Below are 20577 nucleotides of genomic sequence, written 5' to 3'. Positions count from 1 at the left end.
CGACTTCTCGGGCGACCGCGAGGCCGAAGGCGATATCCTGCTCCTCAGCCGGTGAGGGAGAACGCTTCGTGAGCACGCCGGTTCCCGCCAGCAGATCACGAATGAAGAGAGTGGAGTCAACCACGGTGAAGCCTTCGCGCTCGAGTTCCTGAACGACGCCGCCGATGAGGCTGTCGGTGTTTTTCCGGCTCAGGCGCGCAAGCACTCGCACCATGCGCAGATCGGGAAGCGCCGGTCCGAAGATTTGAACGTGCTTGACCTGACCGGCCAGAATGACGTGCGTCACGCCCTCCCGGTGAAAGAAGCGCAGGAGTTTTCCCAGTTGACCCACACCCATCCACTGGACGCGGCGGGCGTGATGTTCGATCTCCGGGGACGTTTCCTCGCGGATGGCGGCCACGACCATCTCCACGCCCTGTCGCCGGGCCCCCTCCAGCACGAGGAAGGGGAATCGTCCATTTCCGGCAATCATTCCATATCGTCGGGTTTCATCCTCTCGGTTTGCCGACATTGTCGCGCGCGTGCGGAGGGCGTCGGGATGGGTCTTATTTCACCACACCGCGTTTAGACGTTTCAATAAACTCGATGAGATATTGAATCTCGGCAACGGTGCCGAGTTCTCGCCGAAGGGCTTCGAGCGCCTGCGACGTGTTGAGTTTGGCCGCCAGCAGGAGATAAAACGCCCGATCAATGGCGCGCAGTTGTTCGGGCGTGAATCCCTTTCGTTTCAGACCGACGCGATTGGGGCCATAGCAACGGGCGTGATTCCCGGCGCTCAGAGCGTAGGGCAGGGCATCTTTCACCACCACGGCGTAGGCTCCGATGAAGGCGTACTTCCCGATGCGACAGAACTGGTGCACTCCGACATAGGCCCCCAGAGTCGCGTGATCTTCGACGATAACGTGACCCGCGAGCGAGGCCCCGTTGGCCATGATGACATGATTGCCCACCCGGCAGTCGTGAGCGACGTGGGCTTGAACCATGAGCAGGTTGTCATCGCCGATGACGGTGACGCCGCCCCCGCCCTCGGTCCCGCGATGGATCGTGACATATTCGCGAATGCGATTGCGCTGGCCGATGACGACGCGGCTCGGTTCGCCCCGGTATTTCAGGTCCTGAGGGATCTGCCCGATGGAGGCGAAGGGGAAGATGACCGTCTCCCTGCCGATTTCCGTGGGGCCCTCGATCACACAGTGGGAGGCGATGCGCACGCCATCATGCACAATGACGTCATCGCCGATGATCGAATAGGGACCGACGACCACGTCGTTGCCCAGTTCGGCTCGACGGCTGACCAGAGCCGTGGGATGAATAACGGCTGTCATAGTTCCTGAGCCCCTCTCGGCCAACCAATGAGTGTGGGCCGATCGGCCCGTCAGGGCTCCGGGTCAAGCGGAGCCGCCTGCAACGCCGCTGCATTTTTCCTCACGGCGCTCACATCCACGAGCGAAGAGGAGATCTCGGCTTCCGCCACGAGCTGATCCTCCACATAGGCTTCCCCGCGCAGCCGAATGTAGCGCGACCGCAGCTTCAAAACCGTCAGCTCCATCCGCAGCGTATCCCCGGGGATGACCGGACGACGGAATCGGGCATTGTCAATTCCCGTGAAGAAGACGAGTTTGTTCGAGGCATCGCTCACCTCATGATACATGAGTACGCCCGCCGTTTGCGCCATCGCTTCGATGACGAGCACGCCCGGCATCACCGGGGCTCCGGGGAAGTGACCCTGGAAGAACGGCTCGTTGATCGTCACGTTCTTGATGCCGACGATGCGTTTTTTCGGCTCGAACTCGATGATGCGATCAACGAGCAGAAACGGATAGCGATGGGGCAGGAACTGCTGGATGCGAACGATGTCAAAGATGGTCTCCACCGTGCTGACTCCCTCGCCTTCTGAGGTTCACCTCCGTTCAACGCACAGGCGACCGATCTCCTTCCCCTCAAAAGACCCGCACTGTTTCCGCACTAGGGTTTTTTCGCCGGGGGATTAGTCTTGGGTTGAGAGGTGGTCGCTCCCTGAGTCGAACCGGACGCGGCCGGCGGGGTCGTCACCGGATTGGCTTTGTTGTACTCGGCGATGAAGTCCCGGGTGATGTCGGTGGCCGGATCAACGTAAGCCAGTCCGCCCGCCTGCGCCAGATTGGCTACTTCGAGAACGATGGTGATCCCCCGCGTCTTCGCATAGGTGTCGAGGAAAACGCGCACGCGCTCTTGAATCGGAGCGATCGCATCGCGGAGCGCCCGCTGGGAATCCCGGTCGAAGTCTTCCTTCTTGCGCTGAAACTCCCGTTGGAGCTGTTCCAGAGCATCCTGCTTGTCGGCGCGCGCCTGCGGCGTCAGATTCGGACCTTGCGTCTCCAATTCCCGTTGCAGGCTGGCCACGCGCTGATCCAGGGCTTCGAGTTCGGCCCGCCGGTCCTTGAACATTTCCTCCACGCGCTTGATCTGTTGCACCAGTTGGTGAATGCCTTCTTGTTCGTTATAGAAGGCATTGGTGTTGATGACTGCGATGCGCCCGATGGGAACGGTGGTCGTCGGAGATGCCGGTTGCGGGGGTGGCGATGAGGACTGACCCTGAGCCCAAACGGATGTTTGTTCCCATCCCACCGAGGGAAGGCTGAGTCCCGTGATCGCGCAGATCACGGCGAAAGTGATCATCTGTCTCATAGTTGCTCCTCGCTGAGAGTGTGCAAGGAGGTGATTCTAGCCCGGCCCGTTTTCCCAAGCAAGATAGAAAGCAATCGAACCGTTCTCGCTCAGGTGCCCCAAGCGCGTCAGCCGGTCCTGCCCCTTTACTGAGCCTGCCCGGGGAGGGAGCGTTGACGGAGAGCCTCAAACAAAACGATTCCGACGGCCACCGACACGTTGAGCGAGGAGATGCGGCCTCTCAAGGGGATCGAAACGAGGAGATCGCACGTCTCCTTCACCAGCCGACGGAGACCATATCCTTCGCTGCCGAAAACGAGCGCCACCGGCCCGTCATAGAGGGATTCCGTATAGGGGGTCTTCCCCTCCGCTTCCACGCCCAGGACTCGAACGCCCTGGTCTTTGAGCTGTCGGAGAAACCGAACGAGGTTCGTCACGCGGGCGACAGGAGTATACTCGACGGCTCCGGCCGACGTTTTCGCCACCGTCTCGGTCACACCGGCGGCCCGGCGCGCGGGAAGCACCACCGCATCAACTCCGGCGCAGTGAGCCGTTCGGATGATCGCTCCGAGATTGCGCGGGTCTTCGACCTCGTCCAGCACGACAAGAAGCGAATCGGGGCCGAGGGCGTGAAGAATATCCTCCGCGCGTGCGTAGCAGCGAGGAGCTAAAAAAGCGACGACCCCTTGATGATGCGCATGACCGAGGAGCCGGGCGAGATGATCGCGCTCCCGAAGGTGGACGGGAATACCGGCGGAACGGGCACGCTCAATGATGTGCGCCAGGCGCTTCGAGCGAACTCCAGCGGCAACGAGGATTTTGTTCACCTGGTGGGGATGGGCCTGGAGCGCCTCGGTGACGGGCGAGATTCCGTAAATGACCGACTCCCTGTGCGTCATCTCATGCGAGACCGGCAACGAGGGGCCTCGATGAGGTAGCGGCAGGCATCACCCCCCTCGCGGATAAAACAGCAGCGCGTGACCTGGGCTTTGAGAAGGTCCGCATGCATGCGCAGTTCTTGATCGCAGACGGCGGGACACACAGCCACCACGCGGGCCAGCGGACAGTGACATTGCGTGAGCAAAAATTGTCCCCTGTTAATCTGCTCGGAGCTGGCGAGAAATCCCATCTCGGTCATCAGGTCGGCCAGAGTCTCCACGCGGGCCTTGAGGGATTTCCCGGCCAGGCGCGGTTTCATCTGTCGAATCAGGGTGTTGGTTTGACGGCGGAGAAGTTCCTCAACGGCGCGAGGGCCGAATTGTTCCCTCACCGCTTCGAGCAAGCTGATGGCGAACTGGCTATAGCGCTGAGGGAAGAACCACTCGGCCTCCTCGGTGAGGTGATAGACTTTAGCCGGTCGCCCCCGACGGCCTCCCTGCACGCGCGCGGCAACGAGGTGATGACGTTCAAGCAAATCGAGATGACGCCGCAGGCTGACGCCCGACAGGCACAGCTCACGGGCGAGGTCTGATACCGTCGCCCCACCCCGTCGCTTGAGCACCTGCAAAACCTGCAGCCGCGTTGACCGATAACCCGCGATGGCCAGCTCCATAATTTTTGGCTGCCGTCATTGTAGCACGAGGGCCGCGCTCAGCCAACTCTCTTTTTTTAACAAAAATGTTGCCTATTCGAGGGGAAGCTGATAACATTGGGAACCTACTTTCATCGAGGAGGATGATGACGTTATGGTACTCACAATCACAGATGCAGCAGCCGCTGAGATCAAGAAATTCATCGCAGCGGAGAATCTCAACGGCTCCGTCGGATTGCGCGTGCGCGTGATCCCCGGCGGCTGTTCGGGATTCCAGTACGATCTGGCGCTCGACGAGAGCCCCGAAAGCGATGATGAGGTGATCGAGACAAACGGCATTCGCGTCTTCGTTGATCCGCTGAGCAAGCGCTATCTCAATGGCGTGGAGATTGATTACGTGCAGACGATGATGGGCTCGGGCTTCACCTTCCGCAACCCCAACGCGACCGGTTCCTGCGGCTGTGGCAGCAGCTTCACGGTGTAGGCCAGGGATCCGAGAGTCGCCCCTGTCCCCTGCGGCAGTCCCGAAGCGGTGAATAAGGAGCGCGGACTTTCGGGTCTGTGACCGTGCCAGGGCGGGAAATCCTTCATCACTTTTTCGGAGAGAAGAATGAGCGGGAAAAAAGTGACCGAGAGCGATGTCCTCGCAGCTTTGCGCCAGGTTAAAGACCCTGACCTGCACAAGGACATCGTGACGCTCGGCTTCGTCAAAAATCTCACGATTGATGGTTCAACCGTCCGGTTCGACATCAATCTGACGACACCGGCATGTCCCGTGCGCGAGAGGCTGCGCGAGGAGGCCCGCGAAGCCGTGCGCCGTCTGGACGGCGTCAGCGACGTTCATGTCACTCTGACGGCGGAGGTGCATCCCCACACCGGGTTAGATAAAACGGCTCTATCCGGTGTCCGCAACATCGTGGCCATCGGTAGCGGCAAAGGCGGCGTGGGGAAATCCACCGTGGCGACGAATGTCGCCGTGGGCCTGGCCATGGCCGGGGCGCGCGTGGGATTGTTGGATGCCGACATCTACGGCCCGACGATCCCCATCATGCTGGGACTCCGCCGGGACGTTCAGGTGAAGGACAATCGCATCATCCCGCTGGAGCAGCATGGCGTTCGGTTCGTCTCGATGGGATTGTTTGTTCCCGGCGATAAGCCTCTGATCTGGCGGGGGCCGATGGCGCATAAGGCGCTGCAACAATGCCTCTTCGATGTGGCCTGGGGCGACCTCGATTACCTGATCGCCGATTTGCCTCCGGGAACAGGCGATGTCCACCTCACTCTGGCGCAGTCGGTGCCGGTGACCGGTGCCGTCATCGTCTCGACGCCGCAGGACGTGGGATTAACGATCTCGATGAAGACGCTGCGCATGTTCGAGCAGACCCACATTCCCATTCTCGGCATCATCGAGAACATGAGCTACTACATCTGCTCGCACTGTGGAGCCCGCGAGGATATCTTCGGACATGGAGGGGCTCGCGCGGCCAGTGAAGCCCTGGGCATCCCCTTTCTCGGCGAGATTCCCCTCGATGTGAAGATCCGCCTGCACGCCGATCAAGGCACGCCGATCGTCCTCGCCGAACCGGACTCTCCGTCGGGTCGGGCGTACCGAGAGATTGCTGAGCGGCTGGCGGCTCAGATCAGTATTCAGAACTATCGAGCAGCTCCGCTGCAGATCGTCGAAATTCCCGTTTGACCGAGGGACATATGGTCGGTGCTCCCGCTCGCTCCGAACCCCGTGAGATCAAAAAGCTCGGTCGCTCGCAGCTCGCCATCACCTGGAGCGATGACCACACAAGCACCTATGCGGCGCAGTACCTCCGTCAGCACTGCCAGTGCGCCCTCTGCGTGGACGAATGGAGCGGACAGCCCCGACTCGATCCCGACTCGGTCCCCCCGGATCTGGCGATTGTCAGCGTCGAATTGGTCGGGCGCTATGCCTTGCATTTTTCCTGGAGCGATGGTCATGACACGGGAATCTATCCCTTCACCCGGTTGCGAGAGCTTTGTCCCTGCCCGCAATGCTCGGCTTCGGTGAAGGCCTAATTGTCATCAGGAGGGATGCGTCATGTACGTCATTGCCGAACCCTGCATCGGGACCAAAGATACCGCCTGTGTGGATGTCTGCCCGGTGGATTGCATCCACCCCACCAAGAACGAGTCCTTGTATGAGGTGATCGAGCAGTTGTACATCCACCCGGAAGAGTGCATTGACTGTGGAGCCTGCGTGCCGGCCTGCCCGGTGGAAGCCATCTTCCCCGAGGATGAACTGCCGGAGAAGTGGGCGAGCTTCAAGGAGAAAAACGTTGACTGGTACACACTCTCGGCCGAGGAGTTTCAGGCCAAATGGGGCTCGCCGGGACGAGCCTGAGGGAGACCTGTCGAAATTACATTCGACAAAGCCCTTCCCGACCGGGAAGGGCTCTCCCGCCTGAAGGCTTTGATGATGGCGCTTGTGCCCGGCTCACGGTTGGAGCAGAAGACGAAATCCCCACCGACAGGATAGCTCACGATGCAACTGGCGAAAGTCATCGGGCGCGTGGTCTGTACGGCCAAAAATGAGACCCTCACCGGATTGAAGATGCTGGTGATTCAACCCATTACGGTGGACGCCGTCCCGGTGGGGAAACCGCTGATCGCACTCGATGCCGTCGGGGCCGGAGCCGGAGAAATCGTCTTTTGGTGTCGCGGGCGGGAATCCTCCTTTCCTTTTCTGCCGCGCGAAGTCCCCACCGACTGCACCATCGTGGCGATTGTTGATACTATCCACGTCGAGCCTCGCGCCTGATCCGGATTATGCCCGCCCACTTACGTTCTTCAATCCTGATCAGGAAGGGTCGTTTTCAGACGAAGGTTGGCTCAGTCACGGTCAACGGCATAACCGGCAGTATGTCATCATCCCGCTGGCTCAAAAAAGGAGCCCTCATGACGCGCGCCGGTGATGGGGCGCGGTAAGTGCCCTCTCGCCGCCGGGTTTGTTTTCTCCTTCAGCCTCCTCTGTGCCCTCACTTTCCAGAGGAGACCTTGACAGACAAGAAAATGGCGGTAAACTTTTGCTTCCTCATCAGTGGTGAGGAACATGAGGCAACAAACGCTCTCGCAACGTGGCTTCATCGTCAAGCGGCTGAACCTTGATTGCCGCATCAGAACACGACAAGTGCTCTCGCAAAGCGGAAGCCCATTCCCCTGTTTGTGAATGTAACAAGAGGACGGGCCTGAAGAATCACTTCGCCCGGCCAGCCCGGGCGAGCGAAGGAGGAGGCCAATGGCGAAATATCTTTTGATTGAGTCGCGTGATCCCTTTGAGTCCAATGATGTCGGTTATTTCTACGATTTGGCGGAAGCCCTGGTCCGGGAAGGCAATGAGGTCACGCTTTTCCTCGTGCAAAACGGTGTCCTGGCCGCTCGGCCCAGTGCTCGTTCGGATATGATCGCCCGGCTCGCTTCGGCCGGTGTGACCGTACTGGCCGATGACTTCTCGCTGCGGGAACGAGGAATCCGGACGGACCGTCTTGTCGCCGGCGTGCAACCGGCACCAATTGATGTCGTCATTGATCGTCTGGCCGAGGGGTGTAAGGCCCTCTGGCACTGACAGCCTGCATCCGATCTCGGCCTTTCCGATGACCGGTGCTGAGTGGAGGCGGTGCAGGAAATGATTATGAGGCAGTGCTCGGGAACATGCACTCGCACTGAAGAATCGGTCTATGGCTCTTTTGAGGGGAGTTCTTCGTCCTGTTGTCGCAACGCCGGGAAACGATGGAAAAGAAGTCACAACAGGTTGCACCGATTCTCGCAGAGAAATCGGAGAAATCTGCGGCTGTTTTCTGTTTCCATGGAGCGGGGACTCCGCCCGGAAACGATGAAAAATGAGAATCGCCCGCGGATGAAAAGTGCCCGCTGATGATTCATCCGGGGCAGCAGTCCGCGTATTTTGCGGGCTATTTTCTGAGGAGGGACGTATGGCTGACAAAAAGACATTGACCTTTGCCATCATGGATGCGCCCTATGAGAATGCTCGATCAACCACGGCGCTCCGCCTCATTGATGCGGCTCTTCGGCGGGGGTACAACGTCAATGTGTTTGCCTATGAGGGAGCCGTTTACATTCCCTTTGCCAAACAGCAACCCCATGCCAATGCGGTTCACGGTCGGACGGTCGAGGAGGAGGATCATCCGAACCCGAAGGACTGGGTCGCGGCGCTCTATGCCGAGGCCGCCCGCCGGGGAGTGACTCTAGATTGGGTGCAGTGCGGGCTCTGCGTTGACGAACGCGGAGCGGGAGACTGGATCGAAGGGCCTCGACGGGGGAGTCCCGCCGATTTCGTCAAGTTCGTCAACGAATCGGATAACACCCTGGTGATTCCAACCAAGTAGCGGTCGCTCCCTCTGAGGCGGTCATCGGATAATCCCTCAGAGGCGAACGGCAAGGAGGAAAGGGATGAGCAAGAAAGTGCTATCTATCGTCGAGACTGCCTATCGAGCGACGCTCGAAGAACAGGATGACACCATCATCTGGCTTACCCATGCGATGAAGGGAGCGGGGGCGGACATTGATATTCTGCTGCGCGGAAATGCGGTCAACTACGCCGTGAAGGGGCAGGATGCGTCGGGGCTCGCCTTTGGCGAGAAGCGACAAACGCAGCCACCTCGCCTGGACGAAGATGTCGCCAAGCTCGTCGGCAAGGGAACGAGAGTTTACCTGGTCCGGGAGGATCTGGCTGAGCGCGGCATCAGTGCGGAGGAACTCATCGGCGGAGTGGAGATGGTGAGCCGGAAGGAACTGCCCAAGCTCTTCGCCGGATACGACCAGGTGTGGCACTGGTAGAGGGCCGTTCGTGTGCTCGTCTTCTACAGAGATTCTCTCCGGGGATGATCCGGCATGAGGGCGCCCCCGGCGACCGCGTGGCGGGCATGAGTCGTCTTCCCCTGAATGGGGAAGGCGCACGGCGTCACGCCCCGGCAGTCCCGTGGCCGGAACGCGTGCGGGTGTGCGTGACGGGGGAACAGTGGTTCCTCTCACAGAGGATCTCGGCCGCTCAAATGGCACGCTGGGGAAGTCAGTGCGGGCGCAGTTCCGCTTGGCCAGAGACCCGCTGAAGCTGCCGGTAAACTCCTTCATGGGGCTGGCGGTACACTTCAACATACTGTGTCGGCAGGGTCCACCAGTGCCACACTTCGGGAATTCCGCTCCGTCCGTACAATCCCAGTTTGACCTCTCGATCACGGGGCTCGATGTCTTGGCCCCTCGATCACCAACAAAACGTCGTCAACCGGCATAAAAATCCTCACCGTATCTTCAAAAGGGCAATATCCGGCTGCGGCTCCGAAAAAGCTCCTCAGCTATCGGACCTGTACGCTCACGACGGCTGCCGCACCGACCTGTCTTTGAAAGAGCGAGCGTATTCAATCGCATCACACAGGCGGCGCGGCGACTCCCGATGGGACTCGTCGTGATAATTTCTCCCTTCGATGAACTCCCCCCGGTCGTCCTCGGAGAGGATTCCTGCCTCCGCCATACGGTGGTACTCATTCTACGGAGAAGAGGCGCCTTTCCAGTTGAACCGACGTCCCCTTGTTCTTCACCTGCTCTTGCGTCGCAGGAGCACGTTGTGTGCCTTCCGGGGGACCTCCGCTACGGGGGAAGTGCCGTCTCCGCGTCAATTCATCCGACGCCGTGGCATTTCTTGTACTTTTTGCCGCTGCCACAGGGGCAAGGATCGTTGGGGCCGATGCGCGGGCCTTCGTGGCGAATCGTTTTGGGGCGTTCCGGTTCACCTCGAGCAGCGGCCGTGGCGCTCGCGCTGGTGTGCACATATTGGACGCGTTGTGGTCGGCGACGGCGCTCCAATCGCTCGCGGGGAGCGGCCTCGGCGCTCACCTGGAGGTTCCAGAGGAAGCGGATCGTCTCTCGATCAATGCGATCGAGCATAGCCTCGAACAGAGTGAACGCTTCCTTCTTGTATTCGACGAGCGGATCCCGCTGAGCATAGCCGCGCAGCCCGATCCCTTCCTTGAGATGATCCAGCACGAGCAGATGATCCTTCCACTGCTGATCAACGATCGTGAGCATGATCACCCGCTCATAGTACCGGAGCGCCTCTCGACCGAGCAGAATTTCTTTCTCTTCGTACCGGGCCTGGAGTTTGGGCCAGATGACTTCCTTGAGTTCATCCCGACCGAGCTGGGTATAGTCCGGCACCTCGGCCTCGATATCGAAGCCGTAGATGTGGCGCAACTCCAGTTTCAGTCCGTTATAGTCCCACTCCTGTGGGCTGACATCGGGATTGAGATAGTGATCGAGGATGTCGTCCAGCAGGTCTTCGGCCAGGCTCAGAATGTACTCGCGCTGATCGGTCTCTTCGAGCAACTGGCGGCGCAACCCGTAGATGGTCTCGCGCTGCTTGTTCATCACATCGTCGTATTCGAGCAGGTGCTTGCGGATGGAAAAGTTGTGGGCCTCGACCGCTTTCTGCGCCCGCTCGATGGCTCGCGTCACCATCTTCGATTCGATGGGCTCGCCGTAGGGCCATCCGCCGAGACGATCCATGATGGCCCGCACGCGATCGCCGGCGAAAATTCGCATGAGATCATCTTCCAGCGAGAGGTAAAACCGCGAGGAACCCGGATCTCCCTGCCGTCCCGAGCGTCCGCGAAGCTGATTATCAATGCGGCGGGATTCGTGACGCTCGGTGCCGAGAATGTGTAACCCACCGAGACTGACGACCTCTTGATGCTCGGCCTCGGTGATGCGCTTGGCTTTCTCATAGGCTTCGCGCCATTGTTCGGGCGTTGCCTCTTCGGGATTAATCTCGGCTTTTTTGAGGAATTCTTTGGCCAGGAATTCGGGATTGCCTCCGAGCAGAATATCCGTTCCTCGACCGGCCATATTGGTGGCGATCGTAATCGCTCGCTTGCGTCCGGCCTGGGCGACGATCTCGGCCTCGCGTTCGGCGTTCTCCGGCTTGGCGTTGAGCACGTTGTGAGGAATGCCCAGCTTCTTCAGCCGCTTGGAGAGCATCTCCGAGTTCTCGATGGAGACGGTTCCCACCAGCACCGGCTGTCCCCGCTTGTAACAATCGCTGATGGCTTCTACCACCGCATTCCACTTCTCCTCCGCCGTGCGGAAAACGAGGTCGGGATAGTCGGTGCGGATCATGGGCCGGTGCGTGGGGATCACCACCACGTCGAGATTGTAGATCTTCATGAACTCTTCCGCCTCCGTCTCGGCCGTTCCCGTCATACCGGCGAGCTTCTCGTACATGCGGAAGTAGTTCTGGAAAGTAATCGTGGCCAGCGTCTGGTTCTCGGCCTGGATGCGCACGCCCTCCTTGGCTTCAATCGCTTGATGGAGTCCATCCGACCACCGACGGCCCGGCATCTGCCGACCGGTGAATTCATCCACAATGATGACCTCTCCGTCTTTGACGATGTAATGATAATCGCGCTTGTAGAGGTTATGGGCCACGAGCGCCTGCGTCAGGCAGTGGAGGATGTCCATATTCTCCGGCGCGTAGAGATTGCCGCAGCCGAACATCCGTTCGGCTTTCTCCACGCCAGCTTCGGTCAAGGCCACCGTTCGGGCTTTCTCATCTACATCATAATCCACGCCCTTGGTGAGACGACGGGCCACGGCGTCGGCATCGTAATACTTTTGGACGGTCTCTTCCGACGGACCGGAGATGATGAGCGGCGTCCGGGCTTCATCAATGAGGATGGAGTCAACCTCGTCAACGATCGCGTAGTAGTGACCTCGCTGGACGCATTCGCTGAGGTCGTATTTCATGTTGTCGCGGAGGTAGTCGAACCCAAATTCGTTGTTCGTCCCATAGGTGATGTCGGCCAGATACGCTTCCTGGCGCGTGCAGGGACGCAGGCGCGCCAGTCGAGGATCGGGATTTCTATAGCTCGGATCGTAGAGGAACGATGCCTCGTGCTGAATCACTCCGACGCTCAACCCCAGCAGATGATAAATCGGTCCCATCCAGAGCGTATCCCGCTTGGCCAGGTAGTCGTTGACCGTGACGACGTGAACGCCTTTTCCCGTCAATCCGTTGAGATAGACCGGCAGTGTAGCCACGAGCGTCTTTCCCTCGCCGGTCTTCATTTCGGCGATCTTTCCCTGGTGGAGAACGATTCCGCCGATGAGCTGGACATCGAAGTGACGCATCCCCGTCGTCCGCCGCGACGCTTCGCGCACCACGGCGAACGCTTCGGGCAGCAAATCGTCCAGCGTCTCCCCATCCTGCAGACGGGCTTTGAACTCATCGGTCTTGGCTCTCAGTTGCTCATTGGTGAACTTCTCCACCTCTGACTCCAGCGCATTGATCCGCTCGATTGTTGGCCGGAGTTTCTTCAGGTATCGCTCGTTGGCTGTTCCGATGATTTTTGCCAGAATTCGATCAAACATTTTTCTCCTCGCTTCATCGGGGAATTCTAGTGGACCCCCCATCCGGGGTCAAGCAACCCTCGTTCTCAGGGCTCCTTCGCCGGGATTCGACCGAGCGAAAAACTCACTCTAATGGTGGCGGGGAGAGGCCGGCGCCGGGTGTTTCCTCCGGACAAGTCTGCTATATTTCCCGCTGCGAGGTGAGCGACGATGCCATCAAAACTGGCGACGAAACGATCCGCTAAAGTCGGTCTGCCGCCGGGAACACTCGTCTACATCGGCGAGCCGCGTCGGGAGCCGATCTCCCTCTCCCTCATCGCCTACGACGCGACGCGGTACGAGGAGAAAGAGATCACCTCGCCGGCGGAAATCCCCTCGCCCCTCGATGAATCGGCGGTGACATGGATCAACGTCGAGGGGCTCCACGAGGTTGATCTCATCCGGCAGATCGGTGATGCTTTCGGCCTGCATCCGCTCGTTCAGGAAGACATCCTCAACACCGATCAACGTCCCAAGGTTGAGGAGTACGACGACGCGCTTTACATCGTCTTGAAGATGCTCTCCTTCGATGAAAAGGAGGGAATCGTCCGGGAGCAAGTGAGCATCATCCTGGGCCGCCACTATGTCCTTTCATTTCAGGAGGGGCGTATCGGCGATGTCTTTGAACCCGTGCGCGAACGATTGCGCACGGGCAAAGGGCGCATCCGCCATCTGGGAGCCGATTTCCTCGCTTACTCGCTCCTGGATGCTGTGGTGGATGCCTACTTCATCATTTTGGAAAGGATCGGAGATCAGATCGAACTCCTGCAAGAAGAAGTTGTGACCGATCCGACCCCCCGCACGCTTCAGACGATTCATGCGCTCAAGAACCAGATGATTCTTCTGCGGCGCTCGGTGTGGCCGCTGCGGGAGGTCATCGGAGGGCTCCAGCGAGGAGAATCCACACTTTTCGGCGAGGCCACTCGACTCTATCTGCGCGATGTTTATGATCACACCGTTCAGGTCATCGAGACGGTCGAGACCTTTCGCGACATGCTGGCCGGTATTCTCGACAGCTACCTCTCGTCTCTCAGCACGCGCCTCAACCAGATCATGAAGGTGCTGACGATCATCGCGACGGTTTTTATGCCGCTGACGTTCATCGTGGGAATCTACGGAATGAACTTCCGCTATATGCCTGAACTGGAATGGCGTTGGGGATATGCCGCCGTGTGGGGGGTCCTGTTGCTGGTGGGGCTCTCGATGCTCATCGTGTTCAAGCGAAAGAAATGGCTCTGACCGACGATGCCGCCATTGTTGAGGGGGCGTCGGGACGTGCTCTCCAGCGGGAGGAGATGGGGCAAACGCCTGTGCGTCGTCGCAACCATCCTCTCACCGTTGTCCGCTCGCCCGGACCATCCATCTTCGAGGGACGATGAAAAATCTCACCACAGATGAGCACGGAGGGATCCGAAGCAAAGAGGCAATCCGCCTTCCATGTCCCCTGCGGTGCATTTCGGAAGACCAGCTATTGATCGGGACGTGATCATTCACTACACTGAAGGCGAACCGGGCGGACCGGTGACAGGTCATAGTGTGGAGGGCCAGAGCTATGAAGGGACAGATGGTTGAGTTCACGGCCAATGGGACAAAAGCTTCGGGGTATCTCTCAGCGACCGGCACGGGACCGGGAGTCGTTGTCATTCAAGAGTGGTGGGGGTTGGTTGATCACATCAAAGATGTCTGTGATCGTTTTGCTGCCGCCGGATATGTCGCGCTCGCTCCCGATCTCTATCATGGCGTCCAGACGACTTCTCCTGACGAAGCGGGGAAGCTCATGATGGCGCTGCGAATTGACGAGGCGGAGAAGGAGTTGCGGGGGGCGATCCAGTATTTGCTCGATCACCCCTCGGTCCAGCCCAAGAAGGTGGGGACAATCGGCTTCTGCATGGGTGGAGCCCTCTCGCTTTATGCGGCCTGCGAGAATCCCCAGGTGAGTGCCTGCGTCGTCTTTTACGGGGGGCATCCGAATGTGAAACCCCAGCTGGAGAAGTTAACGGCTCCGCTTCTTGGCATCTATGCCGAGCGCGATGGATTCGTCACACCGGAATCGGTGCGTCAGCTCGAAGCCACTCTCCAACGCCTCGGCAAACAGGCGGAGATTCACATTTATCCCGGAGTGGATCACGCCTTCTTCAATGACACGCGCCCGCAAGTTTACAACAAATCAGCTGCTGAGGATGCGTGGCGGCGCACGCTGGAGTTCTTTGCCCGACATCTCCGGGCCTAGAGCAACGGGCATCCTGGGCGATTCCGGAGAGACGGCGCGCAGGTATTCGATGCTTCTCGCAAACAAGGGGACAGAGAATCGTCCTTTCTGACGATTCCAGAGCCAAGAGTGTTAGGCCGGGGTGACCTCTATTTCAAAAAATGCCCGACATCTTCTGGGGATATCGGGCCCATAAGGCACGATGTTCTGCTGTCCACGTCGTGGGGGGAGTAACTGTTACTCTTTTGCCTGGGGGTGCGGGTTGCACCCGGACCTGTTGGCCGCCGCACGCCGGCTGAGACTGTTTCCCTTTTTTGTGGTCATCATCAGCCTCTGACATCACCGAGCGAAAGACGAATGCGTGGAGCACTGCCGGTTTTGCTGTGTGCCGCCCGGGCGTTCATGGATTGCCGGAGAACGTAAGCGGGTTAACAGGACGATCATCCACGCGAATCTCGTAATGGACGTGGGAGCCCGTAGAACGGCCTGTACTTCCCGCTAATCCAACCACCGTGCCCCGGCGCACGGACTCTCCTACCTGAACGCGAATGGCGGAGAGGTGACCGTAAAAGGTCGTGATTCCATTGCCATGATCCACCACGACCAGGTTGCCGTAGCCGTAGCGATAAGCCGCGTAGACGACCACACCATCGGCGGTGGCCCGGACCGATTCACCATAGCTGGCGCTGAGATCGAGTCCGGAATGAAACTCATAGCCCTCACCGAAGGGATTGCGCCGAACCCCAAAACGATCGGTCGTCGGACCTTCCACCGGCCAGCCTATCGGCGTCGTGGCCAGGCGGACGGCTTCCTGTTCGAGTTGACGGCGAAGCCGTTTAATCTCCGATTCGACCCGTTCAATCTCCCGGGCGAAGGATTGAACCTCCACCGGGCCTCCCGCTCCTGCCGGCTGCTTCCCCCGCGTGGCTGCGTCATCGAGGTTCAATCCCAGAGCTTTCGCCATCTGGCGGAGCTGTGCCGATTCGGCTTCCAACGTGGCCACGCGCGACTGAAGACTTCGGTAGTGTTCTTTCAATGTTTGGTTCTCCTGTTGTACGCGCCGGAACCGAATAAGAGTCGCCACGTTCTTCACCACCCACACGCCTGCCCCCGCGAGGAGTCCGATGCTAACGAGCGTCACAAGAATGGCCGCATATAAGTGCTTGTAGTGAATCACGATCTTGTAGAAGCGGGAACTCGTCGCGGTGGCGATAATCAAGGTATAAAAAGCGTTCTCGCTCCGCATACCCGTTCCTCCTCGTTAAAAAGCTGAATTTTTGTGCGGCAGGACGGCGCCTAGCTTACCATCAAGGCTAAGATAAGGCAAGAGGTTTTTAACATTCATTTAAGCCGGGGAGCGTTCCCCTCCCTCCATGCTCAAGCCAATATCCCGATAATCTCGCCTCTGCGAATAAGGCTTCTACGGCAAGCCCTCGGATTCCTTCTGGCTTCCGATGAGGAAGTTCCGTTAACGGGTTCGGGAAGACGTTGATCAAGCGTGAGGACACCGCCTATACTCAAGCCTCGCCGACCGTGTGGCGGCAGGTTCGGCGACGTCTGGATCGGCCAGCCTGAGCAGGGATGGCGCTCTGGTGCGTGAATTCCTCCACGGTCTGTCGGTGCAGGAGAGGGACATGAGAATCGTCTGTGGAATCGTAATTCTTCTTGGTCTGGTAGGGACAGCGGCTGCGGCGGAAGCTTTCGGACAGCGGCAGCGTCCCCGACCACCCCGACCGGTGCAGCCCGCGCCGGAATCTCCGGTGGAAGCCGTCAAAAAAGTCATCGAGCAGTTTCGTCGCGCCTGGGAAGCCGGCGATAGTGCGGGGCTTCGTCAGGTGTGCGCTGCCGACGTTGTGGTCATCGGTTCGGGCCGACGCGATCAAGGAATTGATGCCGTCATCGAGAGTGTGACCGTGAATGCGAAGAACTTCCCCCGCATGGAATGGCAGCTTGGAGACATCTCCCCGCGCGTCATCGGTCAGGTCGCCCTGGCTCATGGTGAGACGCGGCTGTTGCAGATGACAGCACATGGGACTCGTCTGGAATATGTCGGGTTCGTTTCGTTCGCTCTGGAGCGACAGCGGACGGGATGGAAAGTGGCACTGGCCGATTTCAATCTTCGCCCGATTCAAGCGACGACGTCCGAGCCCAATCGCCCCCGCACGTCGTCGCTTGAAGGAGCGTGGCTGCTGGAATCCGTGAGGAATCTGACGACGGGGCACACTCTCAGCCGGGTGGCGATGATGCTTTTCACCCCTTCGCGATTCTCTCTCGTTGTCTTTGCCCCGGGTCGTCGTCTCCCCCGAGGGAAGCCGCTCGCGGACTATTCCAAGAAGGAATTGCTGGAACTCGTACGAGGACTCGAAGCCACCACCGGATCATACCAGAGGGAGGGGAACACGCTCCACATCCTCCCCACATTTGCCTTTCTTCCCGAAGCCATCGGTGTGACCTTGACCTTCGAAAACGTGAAACTCGTGGCCGACCGTCTGAGTTATGAGGTCACAACGCCTGACGGGCGGCTGGAGTATGTCTGGCGGCGGCTGGAGTGAGCGGGCGCATTTTGCTCGAGTACGGCGGTTCCGACTCTCTGATCGAGGAGATCACCGATGAGAGTTCTTGTTCTCAACCAGTCCGAAATCTATGAGCTTCTGCCGATGGAGGAGTGCATCGAGGTGATGGCTGAGGCGTTGGCTTCTCTGGCGCGAGGAGAGGCTCTTAATCCCCTTCGTCGTGCTCTGATATTGCCTGAGGAGAGGGGTCTTCTGGCCACGATGCCGGCGTATTGGGGAACCGGTCCGGCGCTGGGCGTCAAAGTGATCAGTATCTTCCCCGGCAATGAAGGGAGCGCGTTTGATACGCATCAGGGAGCTGTCTTGCTCTTTGATGTCGAGCGGGGGCATCTTCGGGCGGTCATGGATGCGGCGGCGATTACGGCCCTTCGCACGGCGGCCACAAGTGGCGTCGCAACGCGACTGCTGGCCCGTGAGGATGCCGGTGATCTGGCGCTTCTCGGTTCAGGAGTGCAGGCGCGGACGCATCTCCAGGCCATGCAACGGGTGCGCCGGATTCGGCGAGTGCGCGTGTGGAGTCGGCAGTTCCCTCACGCTCAGGCGTTTGCCGAGCGTTACAGTCACGGGGAGATCCTCATTGAGCCGGTGCCAACGGCGCGCGAGGCCGTCGTCGGAGCGGACCTCATCTGCACGGTGACGGCAGCGCGCGAGCCGGTGCTGTCTGGAGAATGGCTCTCGCCGGGAGCACATATTAACGCCGTCGGCTCAAGCACGCCCTCGGCCCGCGAACTGGATACGGCAGCAGTGGTCGCCTCTCGGCTCTTCGTTGATCGGCGGGAGTCGGCACTCCATGAGGCGGGCGACTTCTTGATCCCCAAAGCCGAAGGAGCCATCGGCGATGACCATATTCGGGGAGAAATCGGTGATCTTCTCCTCGGTCGCGTGGCGGGACGAACCTCGCCAACAGACATCACGCTTTTCAAATCTCTCGGTCTGGCCATCGAGGATGTCGCCGCCGCTTGTGTCCTTTATCGCAAGGCCCAGGAGCGCGGAGTCGGTCAGTGGATCACACTGGATGCGGTTCGCAAGTGATACCAATTGCCTTTTGAAAAACCCTCATGAGTTGCGAACGACTGGTTACGGCATCGGAACTGATCACCCCGAAATCCACCCCCGTCCAGTCCACAATTGGTATGAGTATCCTGGCAGTACACGCCTCGGGCATGCCTGGGCCATGATGCAGGCGCTCTCAGGGGTAGAAGCAATTGAAAAGCGCGAGAGTGTGTCTCGATGAGAAAGATCGGGATTTCTGTCCTTAAACCGGCGCGAGGAGAAAAATCTTCGATCCTGATGCTGAGAGCATCCGCGACGAGCGGATGCTCTCAGCGACGGAGCCCGACGCTAGAATTCCACGCGGAGTCCGAACTGAATTCGACGCGGCGAGTTGCCCTGCGCAGTGACTACTCCAAACCCGCGCGGATTGTTCAGGTCGAGGCTGGGATTGGAAAAGACCACGTGGTTGAAGACGTTGAAGAAGTCAAAGGCGAAGACGACGTTGACGCTCTCGGTAACGGTCGTTCTCTTGCCGAGCGAGAGATTGAGGTCCCACTGGGGGAATCCCCGGAGCGGATTGGAGCGACCGGCCCGCCCATCCTGGCTGATGAGCACTCGTCGGAAGCTGTTGAAGACGGCTTCGGGATTGGAGAACATGTTGAGGCCGGAGCCGCCCTGCGCGGGATTACCGTTGATGCCGATGTTGTTTGAGCCAGCGACGCCTTTCTGAACGCTGTTGCCGAATGACTTGGGATCCTTTGTCGGGATGGCTCCTGAGTTAAAGCCGAGGAACAGGCTTCCGCCCCAGACCCCCGGCCCTTGATTGACGACAAGCGGATCGCCGCTTTGCGCCCGAAAGATCCCCGAGACGTACCAGCCACCGACCATCTTGTTGAGGGCGGAATTCCCCACGTTGAAGAAGCGACCTCGCCCAAAGGGCAGCTCGTACATCCAGGTCACGTTGAGCATGTGGGTGATGTCGAAGGGGGAGGGGCCGTATTCGGCATCGAGATCGAAGTTGTTGGGCATGACGGAGGCCGCATTTTGCCACACTCCGATCTGGTCGAGCGAGCGAGAGAAGGTGTAGTTCACCGTATAGGTCAAACCGTGAGACATCCGCTTGCGCAGGGTGACGAATAAGGCGTTGTAGTTGGACCGACCAGTGCTCGCCCGGAGAAAGAGCGTGCGCGCCAGGTAGTTGTTGAACGGCTGCAGTCCCGCCCGCATCCGGCTCTGGTCAATGGCCAGGAAGATGTTGTTCAGGTTGCCGTTGATGAAGTTGGACGCCTGTGCCGTAGCCAGTGCGCGCGTGCCTCCGGGAACATTGTTCTCGAACCACGGCTGTGCCGTCACATTAGCCGGAGCCACACCGCTACGCAGTTGAGTGGCTACCGCATCGAAGGCTTGAGCGAAACTTTGCCCTGAGGCCGGATCCACATGGACGTAAGGCACCTGACCAAAGCTCATGCTCTGCGTGAGCTTGCTGGCATAGCGGCTGACATATCCCACTTCCAGCAGGGTATCCCCGGGGAGTTCGCGTTGCCAGGTCAGGTCAAACGCATGATTCTGTCCGGCTTCGATCTGCGGGTCTACCTGGAAGGAGAGAATCTCCGGGAAGAGAAGGAGATTGCCCCGGCTGTCAACTCCCCAGAACGGCGAAACAGGAACCGTGCGCTGAGGCACTGCTGGAACAGGAATCGTGCCGTCAACGCCGACGCGGAAGACGCTCAGGGCCGGATTGGAGCTGGTCGGGTTGCAGCCCGCGCCGCCCGGTCCCGTGGCATTGCAGGGCGGAGCACTCACGTTGATCGTTTGGGCGAAGGCCACGCCGAGCGTCGGAATAATGACGTTCTGAACGAGGTTCTGTCGGTCATAAATCAGGGCATACCCGCCCCGAATGACCGTCTTGCGGTTGCCAAAGAGCAGTCCGAGAAGCCCTCGCTCGAACGAGGGATTCCACGCCGCACCGATGCGCGGCCCGAGGTTGTTCCAGTCAACATCATAGACGCTGCTGCGCTCGCTGGACCGGATGGGCAAGAAGGCAATCGGAGGATTGAAAATTTTACCCGCGCGGGCCGCTCGCTCTCGCGCTTTCAGATACCCGGTGGCCGTTTGCTCTTCCAGAGTGAGGCCGTCCACTTGAATGCTTTGCCGTCCTAACTCCTCTTTCGGAGCTGTCTGCCAGCTATAGTTGAGGCCGT

At 59.4% G+C, this 20577-nt stretch carries 23 protein-coding genes; 13 read left to right on the top strand and 10 right to left on the bottom strand.

Annotated features, from left to right (window positions below):
* The 6 genes from VNM72_12190 to VNM72_12165 form a co-directional block, all read right to left on the bottom strand.
* Window positions 1-511: LpxI family protein (locus VNM72_12190; GenBank protein HXF06155.1), on the bottom strand; the 511-nt coding region annotated here is incomplete at its 3' end.
* Between the two features lie 34 nt (window positions 512-545).
* On the bottom strand, window positions 546-1325 hold the full coding sequence (gene lpxA, locus VNM72_12185) for an acyl-ACP--UDP-N-acetylglucosamine O-acyltransferase (GenBank protein HXF06154.1): 780 nt from the start codon (window positions 1323-1325) through the stop codon (window positions 546-548).
* 50 nt (window positions 1326-1375) lie between these two features.
* Window positions 1376-1873: a 3-hydroxyacyl-ACP dehydratase FabZ gene (fabZ, locus tag VNM72_12180; GenBank protein ID HXF06153.1), complete on the bottom strand. Its 498-nt coding sequence runs from the start codon at window positions 1871-1873 to the stop codon at window positions 1376-1378.
* 92 nt (window positions 1874-1965) lie between these two features.
* A complete protein-coding gene (locus VNM72_12175) occupies window positions 1966-2667 on the bottom strand; it encodes an OmpH family outer membrane protein (GenBank protein HXF06152.1) in 702 nt (233 codons plus the stop codon).
* Window positions 2668-2792: 125 nt separating this feature from the next.
* A complete protein-coding gene (gene rlmB, locus VNM72_12170) occupies window positions 2793-3545 on the bottom strand; it encodes a 23S rRNA (guanosine(2251)-2'-O)-methyltransferase RlmB (protein ID HXF06151.1) in 753 nt (250 codons plus the stop codon).
* On the bottom strand, window positions 3542-4198 hold the full coding sequence (locus VNM72_12165) for a helix-turn-helix domain-containing protein (GenBank protein HXF06150.1): 657 nt from the start codon (window positions 4196-4198) through the stop codon (window positions 3542-3544). The genes rlmB and VNM72_12165 overlap by 4 nt, the downstream gene beginning before the upstream one ends.
* Window positions 4199-4331: 133 nt before the next feature.
* Here VNM72_12165 and erpA point away from each other — a divergent pair, with 133 nt between their 5' ends.
* The 8 genes from erpA (at window position 4332) to VNM72_12125 (ending at window position 9001) form a co-directional block, all read left to right on the top strand.
* Entirely contained in the window at window positions 4332-4661 is a 330-nt protein-coding gene (gene erpA, locus VNM72_12160) for an iron-sulfur cluster insertion protein ErpA (protein ID HXF06149.1), read from the top strand.
* A gap of 126 nt (window positions 4662-4787) precedes the next feature.
* A complete protein-coding gene (apbC, locus tag VNM72_12155) occupies window positions 4788-5873 on the top strand; it encodes an iron-sulfur cluster carrier protein ApbC (GenBank protein ID HXF06148.1) in 1086 nt (361 codons plus the stop codon).
* Entirely contained in the window at window positions 5870-6223 is a 354-nt protein-coding gene (locus tag VNM72_12150; GenBank protein HXF06147.1) for a DUF971 domain-containing protein, read from the top strand. The genes apbC and VNM72_12150 overlap by 4 nt, the downstream gene beginning before the upstream one ends.
* Window positions 6224-6245: 22 nt before the next feature.
* Window positions 6246-6548, top strand: coding sequence for a ferredoxin family protein (locus tag VNM72_12145; GenBank protein HXF06146.1), 303 nt, complete (start codon window positions 6246-6248; stop codon window positions 6546-6548).
* A 141-nt stretch (window positions 6549-6689) separates the two neighbouring features.
* The gene (locus tag VNM72_12140; GenBank protein ID HXF06145.1) at window positions 6690-6965 is read left to right on the top strand and encodes a EutN/CcmL family microcompartment protein; all 276 of its coding nucleotides are present in this window, start codon (window positions 6690-6692) and stop codon (window positions 6963-6965) included.
* 477 nt (window positions 6966-7442) lie between these two features.
* The gene (locus tag VNM72_12135) at window positions 7443-7769 is read left to right on the top strand and encodes a DsrE family protein (GenBank protein ID HXF06144.1); all 327 of its coding nucleotides are present in this window, start codon (window positions 7443-7445) and stop codon (window positions 7767-7769) included.
* 367 nt (window positions 7770-8136) lie between these two features.
* Complete coding sequence (locus VNM72_12130; GenBank protein HXF06143.1) at window positions 8137-8550, top strand: DsrE family protein; 414 nt, start codon at window positions 8137-8139, stop codon at window positions 8548-8550.
* A 64-nt stretch (window positions 8551-8614) separates the two neighbouring features.
* Window positions 8615-9001 (top strand): DsrE family protein, encoded by a 387-nt coding sequence (locus VNM72_12125; protein ID HXF06142.1) that lies wholly within the window; start codon window positions 8615-8617, stop codon window positions 8999-9001.
* A 532-nt stretch (window positions 9002-9533) separates the two neighbouring features.
* Here VNM72_12125 and VNM72_12120 read toward each other — a convergent pair.
* Complete coding sequence (locus tag VNM72_12120; GenBank protein ID HXF06141.1) at window positions 9534-9692, bottom strand: hypothetical protein; 159 nt, start codon at window positions 9690-9692, stop codon at window positions 9534-9536.
* A 146-nt stretch (window positions 9693-9838) separates the two neighbouring features.
* Entirely contained in the window at window positions 9839-12583 is a 2745-nt protein-coding gene (secA, locus tag VNM72_12115; protein HXF06140.1) for a preprotein translocase subunit SecA, read from the bottom strand.
* 189 nt (window positions 12584-12772) lie between these two features.
* Here secA and corA point away from each other — a divergent pair, with 189 nt between their 5' ends.
* The 3 genes from corA (at window position 12773) to VNM72_12100 (ending at window position 14831) form a co-directional block, all read left to right on the top strand.
* Entirely contained in the window at window positions 12773-13840 is a 1068-nt protein-coding gene (corA, locus tag VNM72_12110) for a magnesium/cobalt transporter CorA (protein HXF06139.1), read from the top strand.
* Window positions 13831-13980 (top strand): hypothetical protein, encoded by a 150-nt coding sequence (locus tag VNM72_12105; GenBank protein ID HXF06138.1) that lies wholly within the window; start codon window positions 13831-13833, stop codon window positions 13978-13980. The genes corA and VNM72_12105 overlap by 10 nt, the downstream gene beginning before the upstream one ends.
* A 173-nt stretch (window positions 13981-14153) precedes the next feature.
* Window positions 14154-14831 (top strand): dienelactone hydrolase family protein, encoded by a 678-nt coding sequence (locus VNM72_12100; GenBank protein HXF06137.1) that lies wholly within the window; start codon window positions 14154-14156, stop codon window positions 14829-14831.
* A 379-nt stretch (window positions 14832-15210) separates the two neighbouring features.
* Here the strand turns inward: VNM72_12100 and VNM72_12095 are convergent, their stop codons facing one another.
* Window positions 15211-16056 carry a peptidoglycan DD-metalloendopeptidase family protein gene (locus VNM72_12095; GenBank protein HXF06136.1) on the bottom strand — a complete coding sequence of 282 codons (846 nt, stop codon included), beginning with the start codon at window positions 16054-16056 and terminating at the stop codon, window positions 15211-15213.
* A gap of 388 nt (window positions 16057-16444) precedes the next feature.
* On the opposite strand from VNM72_12095, the gene VNM72_12090 reads away from it, so the two are divergent.
* Both VNM72_12090 and VNM72_12085 read left to right on the top strand, forming a co-directional pair.
* Complete coding sequence (locus VNM72_12090) at window positions 16445-17362, top strand: nuclear transport factor 2 family protein (protein ID HXF06135.1); 918 nt, start codon at window positions 16445-16447, stop codon at window positions 17360-17362.
* A gap of 57 nt (window positions 17363-17419) precedes the next feature.
* Window positions 17420-18415, top strand: coding sequence for an ornithine cyclodeaminase family protein (locus VNM72_12085; GenBank protein ID HXF06134.1), 996 nt, complete (start codon window positions 17420-17422; stop codon window positions 18413-18415).
* Window positions 18416-18724: 309 nt separating this feature from the next.
* On the opposite strand, the gene VNM72_12080 is transcribed toward VNM72_12085, so the two are convergent.
* On the bottom strand, window positions 18725-20577 hold a 1853-nt coding region (locus tag VNM72_12080), incomplete at its 5' end, for a hypothetical protein (GenBank protein HXF06133.1).

This window comes from Blastocatellia bacterium (assembly GCA_035573895.1).
GTDB lineage: Bacteria > Acidobacteriota > Blastocatellia > HR10 > HR10 > DATLZR01.
This window is presented reverse-complemented; position numbering and strand designations above follow the sequence as displayed.

Coding starts and splice junctions, on each gene's coding strand:
- lpxA (HXF06154.1), bottom strand. CDS start 1,325: ATGACAGCCGTTATTCATCCCACGGCTCTGGTCAGCCGTCGAGCCGAA.
- VNM72_12175 (HXF06152.1), bottom strand. CDS start 2,667: ATGAGACAGATGATCACTTTCGCCGTGATCTGCGCGATCACGGGACTC.
- rlmB (HXF06151.1), bottom strand. CDS start 3,545: ATGACGCACAGGGAGTCGGTCATTTACGGAATCTCGCCCGTCACCGAG.
- VNM72_12165 (HXF06150.1), bottom strand. CDS start 4,198: ATGGAGCTGGCCATCGCGGGTTATCGGTCAACGCGGCTGCAGGTTTTG.
- erpA (HXF06149.1), top strand. CDS start 4,332: ATGGTACTCACAATCACAGATGCAGCAGCCGCTGAGATCAAGAAATTC.
- apbC (HXF06148.1), top strand. CDS start 4,788: ATGAGCGGGAAAAAAGTGACCGAGAGCGATGTCCTCGCAGCTTTGCGC.
- VNM72_12145 (HXF06146.1), top strand. CDS start 6,246: ATGTACGTCATTGCCGAACCCTGCATCGGGACCAAAGATACCGCCTGT.
- VNM72_12140 (HXF06145.1), top strand. CDS start 6,690: ATGCAACTGGCGAAAGTCATCGGGCGCGTGGTCTGTACGGCCAAAAAT.
- VNM72_12135 (HXF06144.1), top strand. CDS start 7,443: ATGGCGAAATATCTTTTGATTGAGTCGCGTGATCCCTTTGAGTCCAAT.
- VNM72_12130 (HXF06143.1), top strand. CDS start 8,137: ATGGCTGACAAAAAGACATTGACCTTTGCCATCATGGATGCGCCCTAT.
- VNM72_12125 (HXF06142.1), top strand. CDS start 8,615: ATGAGCAAGAAAGTGCTATCTATCGTCGAGACTGCCTATCGAGCGACG.
- VNM72_12120 (HXF06141.1), bottom strand. CDS start 9,692: ATGGCGGAGGCAGGAATCCTCTCCGAGGACGACCGGGGGGAGTTCATC.
- secA (HXF06140.1), bottom strand. CDS start 12,583: ATGTTTGATCGAATTCTGGCAAAAATCATCGGAACAGCCAACGAGCGA.
- corA (HXF06139.1), top strand. CDS start 12,773: ATGCCATCAAAACTGGCGACGAAACGATCCGCTAAAGTCGGTCTGCCG.
- VNM72_12105 (HXF06138.1), top strand. CDS start 13,831: ATGGCTCTGACCGACGATGCCGCCATTGTTGAGGGGGCGTCGGGACGT.
- VNM72_12100 (HXF06137.1), top strand. CDS start 14,154: ATGAAGGGACAGATGGTTGAGTTCACGGCCAATGGGACAAAAGCTTCG.
- VNM72_12095 (HXF06136.1), bottom strand. CDS start 16,056: ATGCGGAGCGAGAACGCTTTTTATACCTTGATTATCGCCACCGCGACG.
- VNM72_12090 (HXF06135.1), top strand. CDS start 16,445: ATGAGAATCGTCTGTGGAATCGTAATTCTTCTTGGTCTGGTAGGGACA.
- VNM72_12085 (HXF06134.1), top strand. CDS start 17,420: ATGAGAGTTCTTGTTCTCAACCAGTCCGAAATCTATGAGCTTCTGCCG.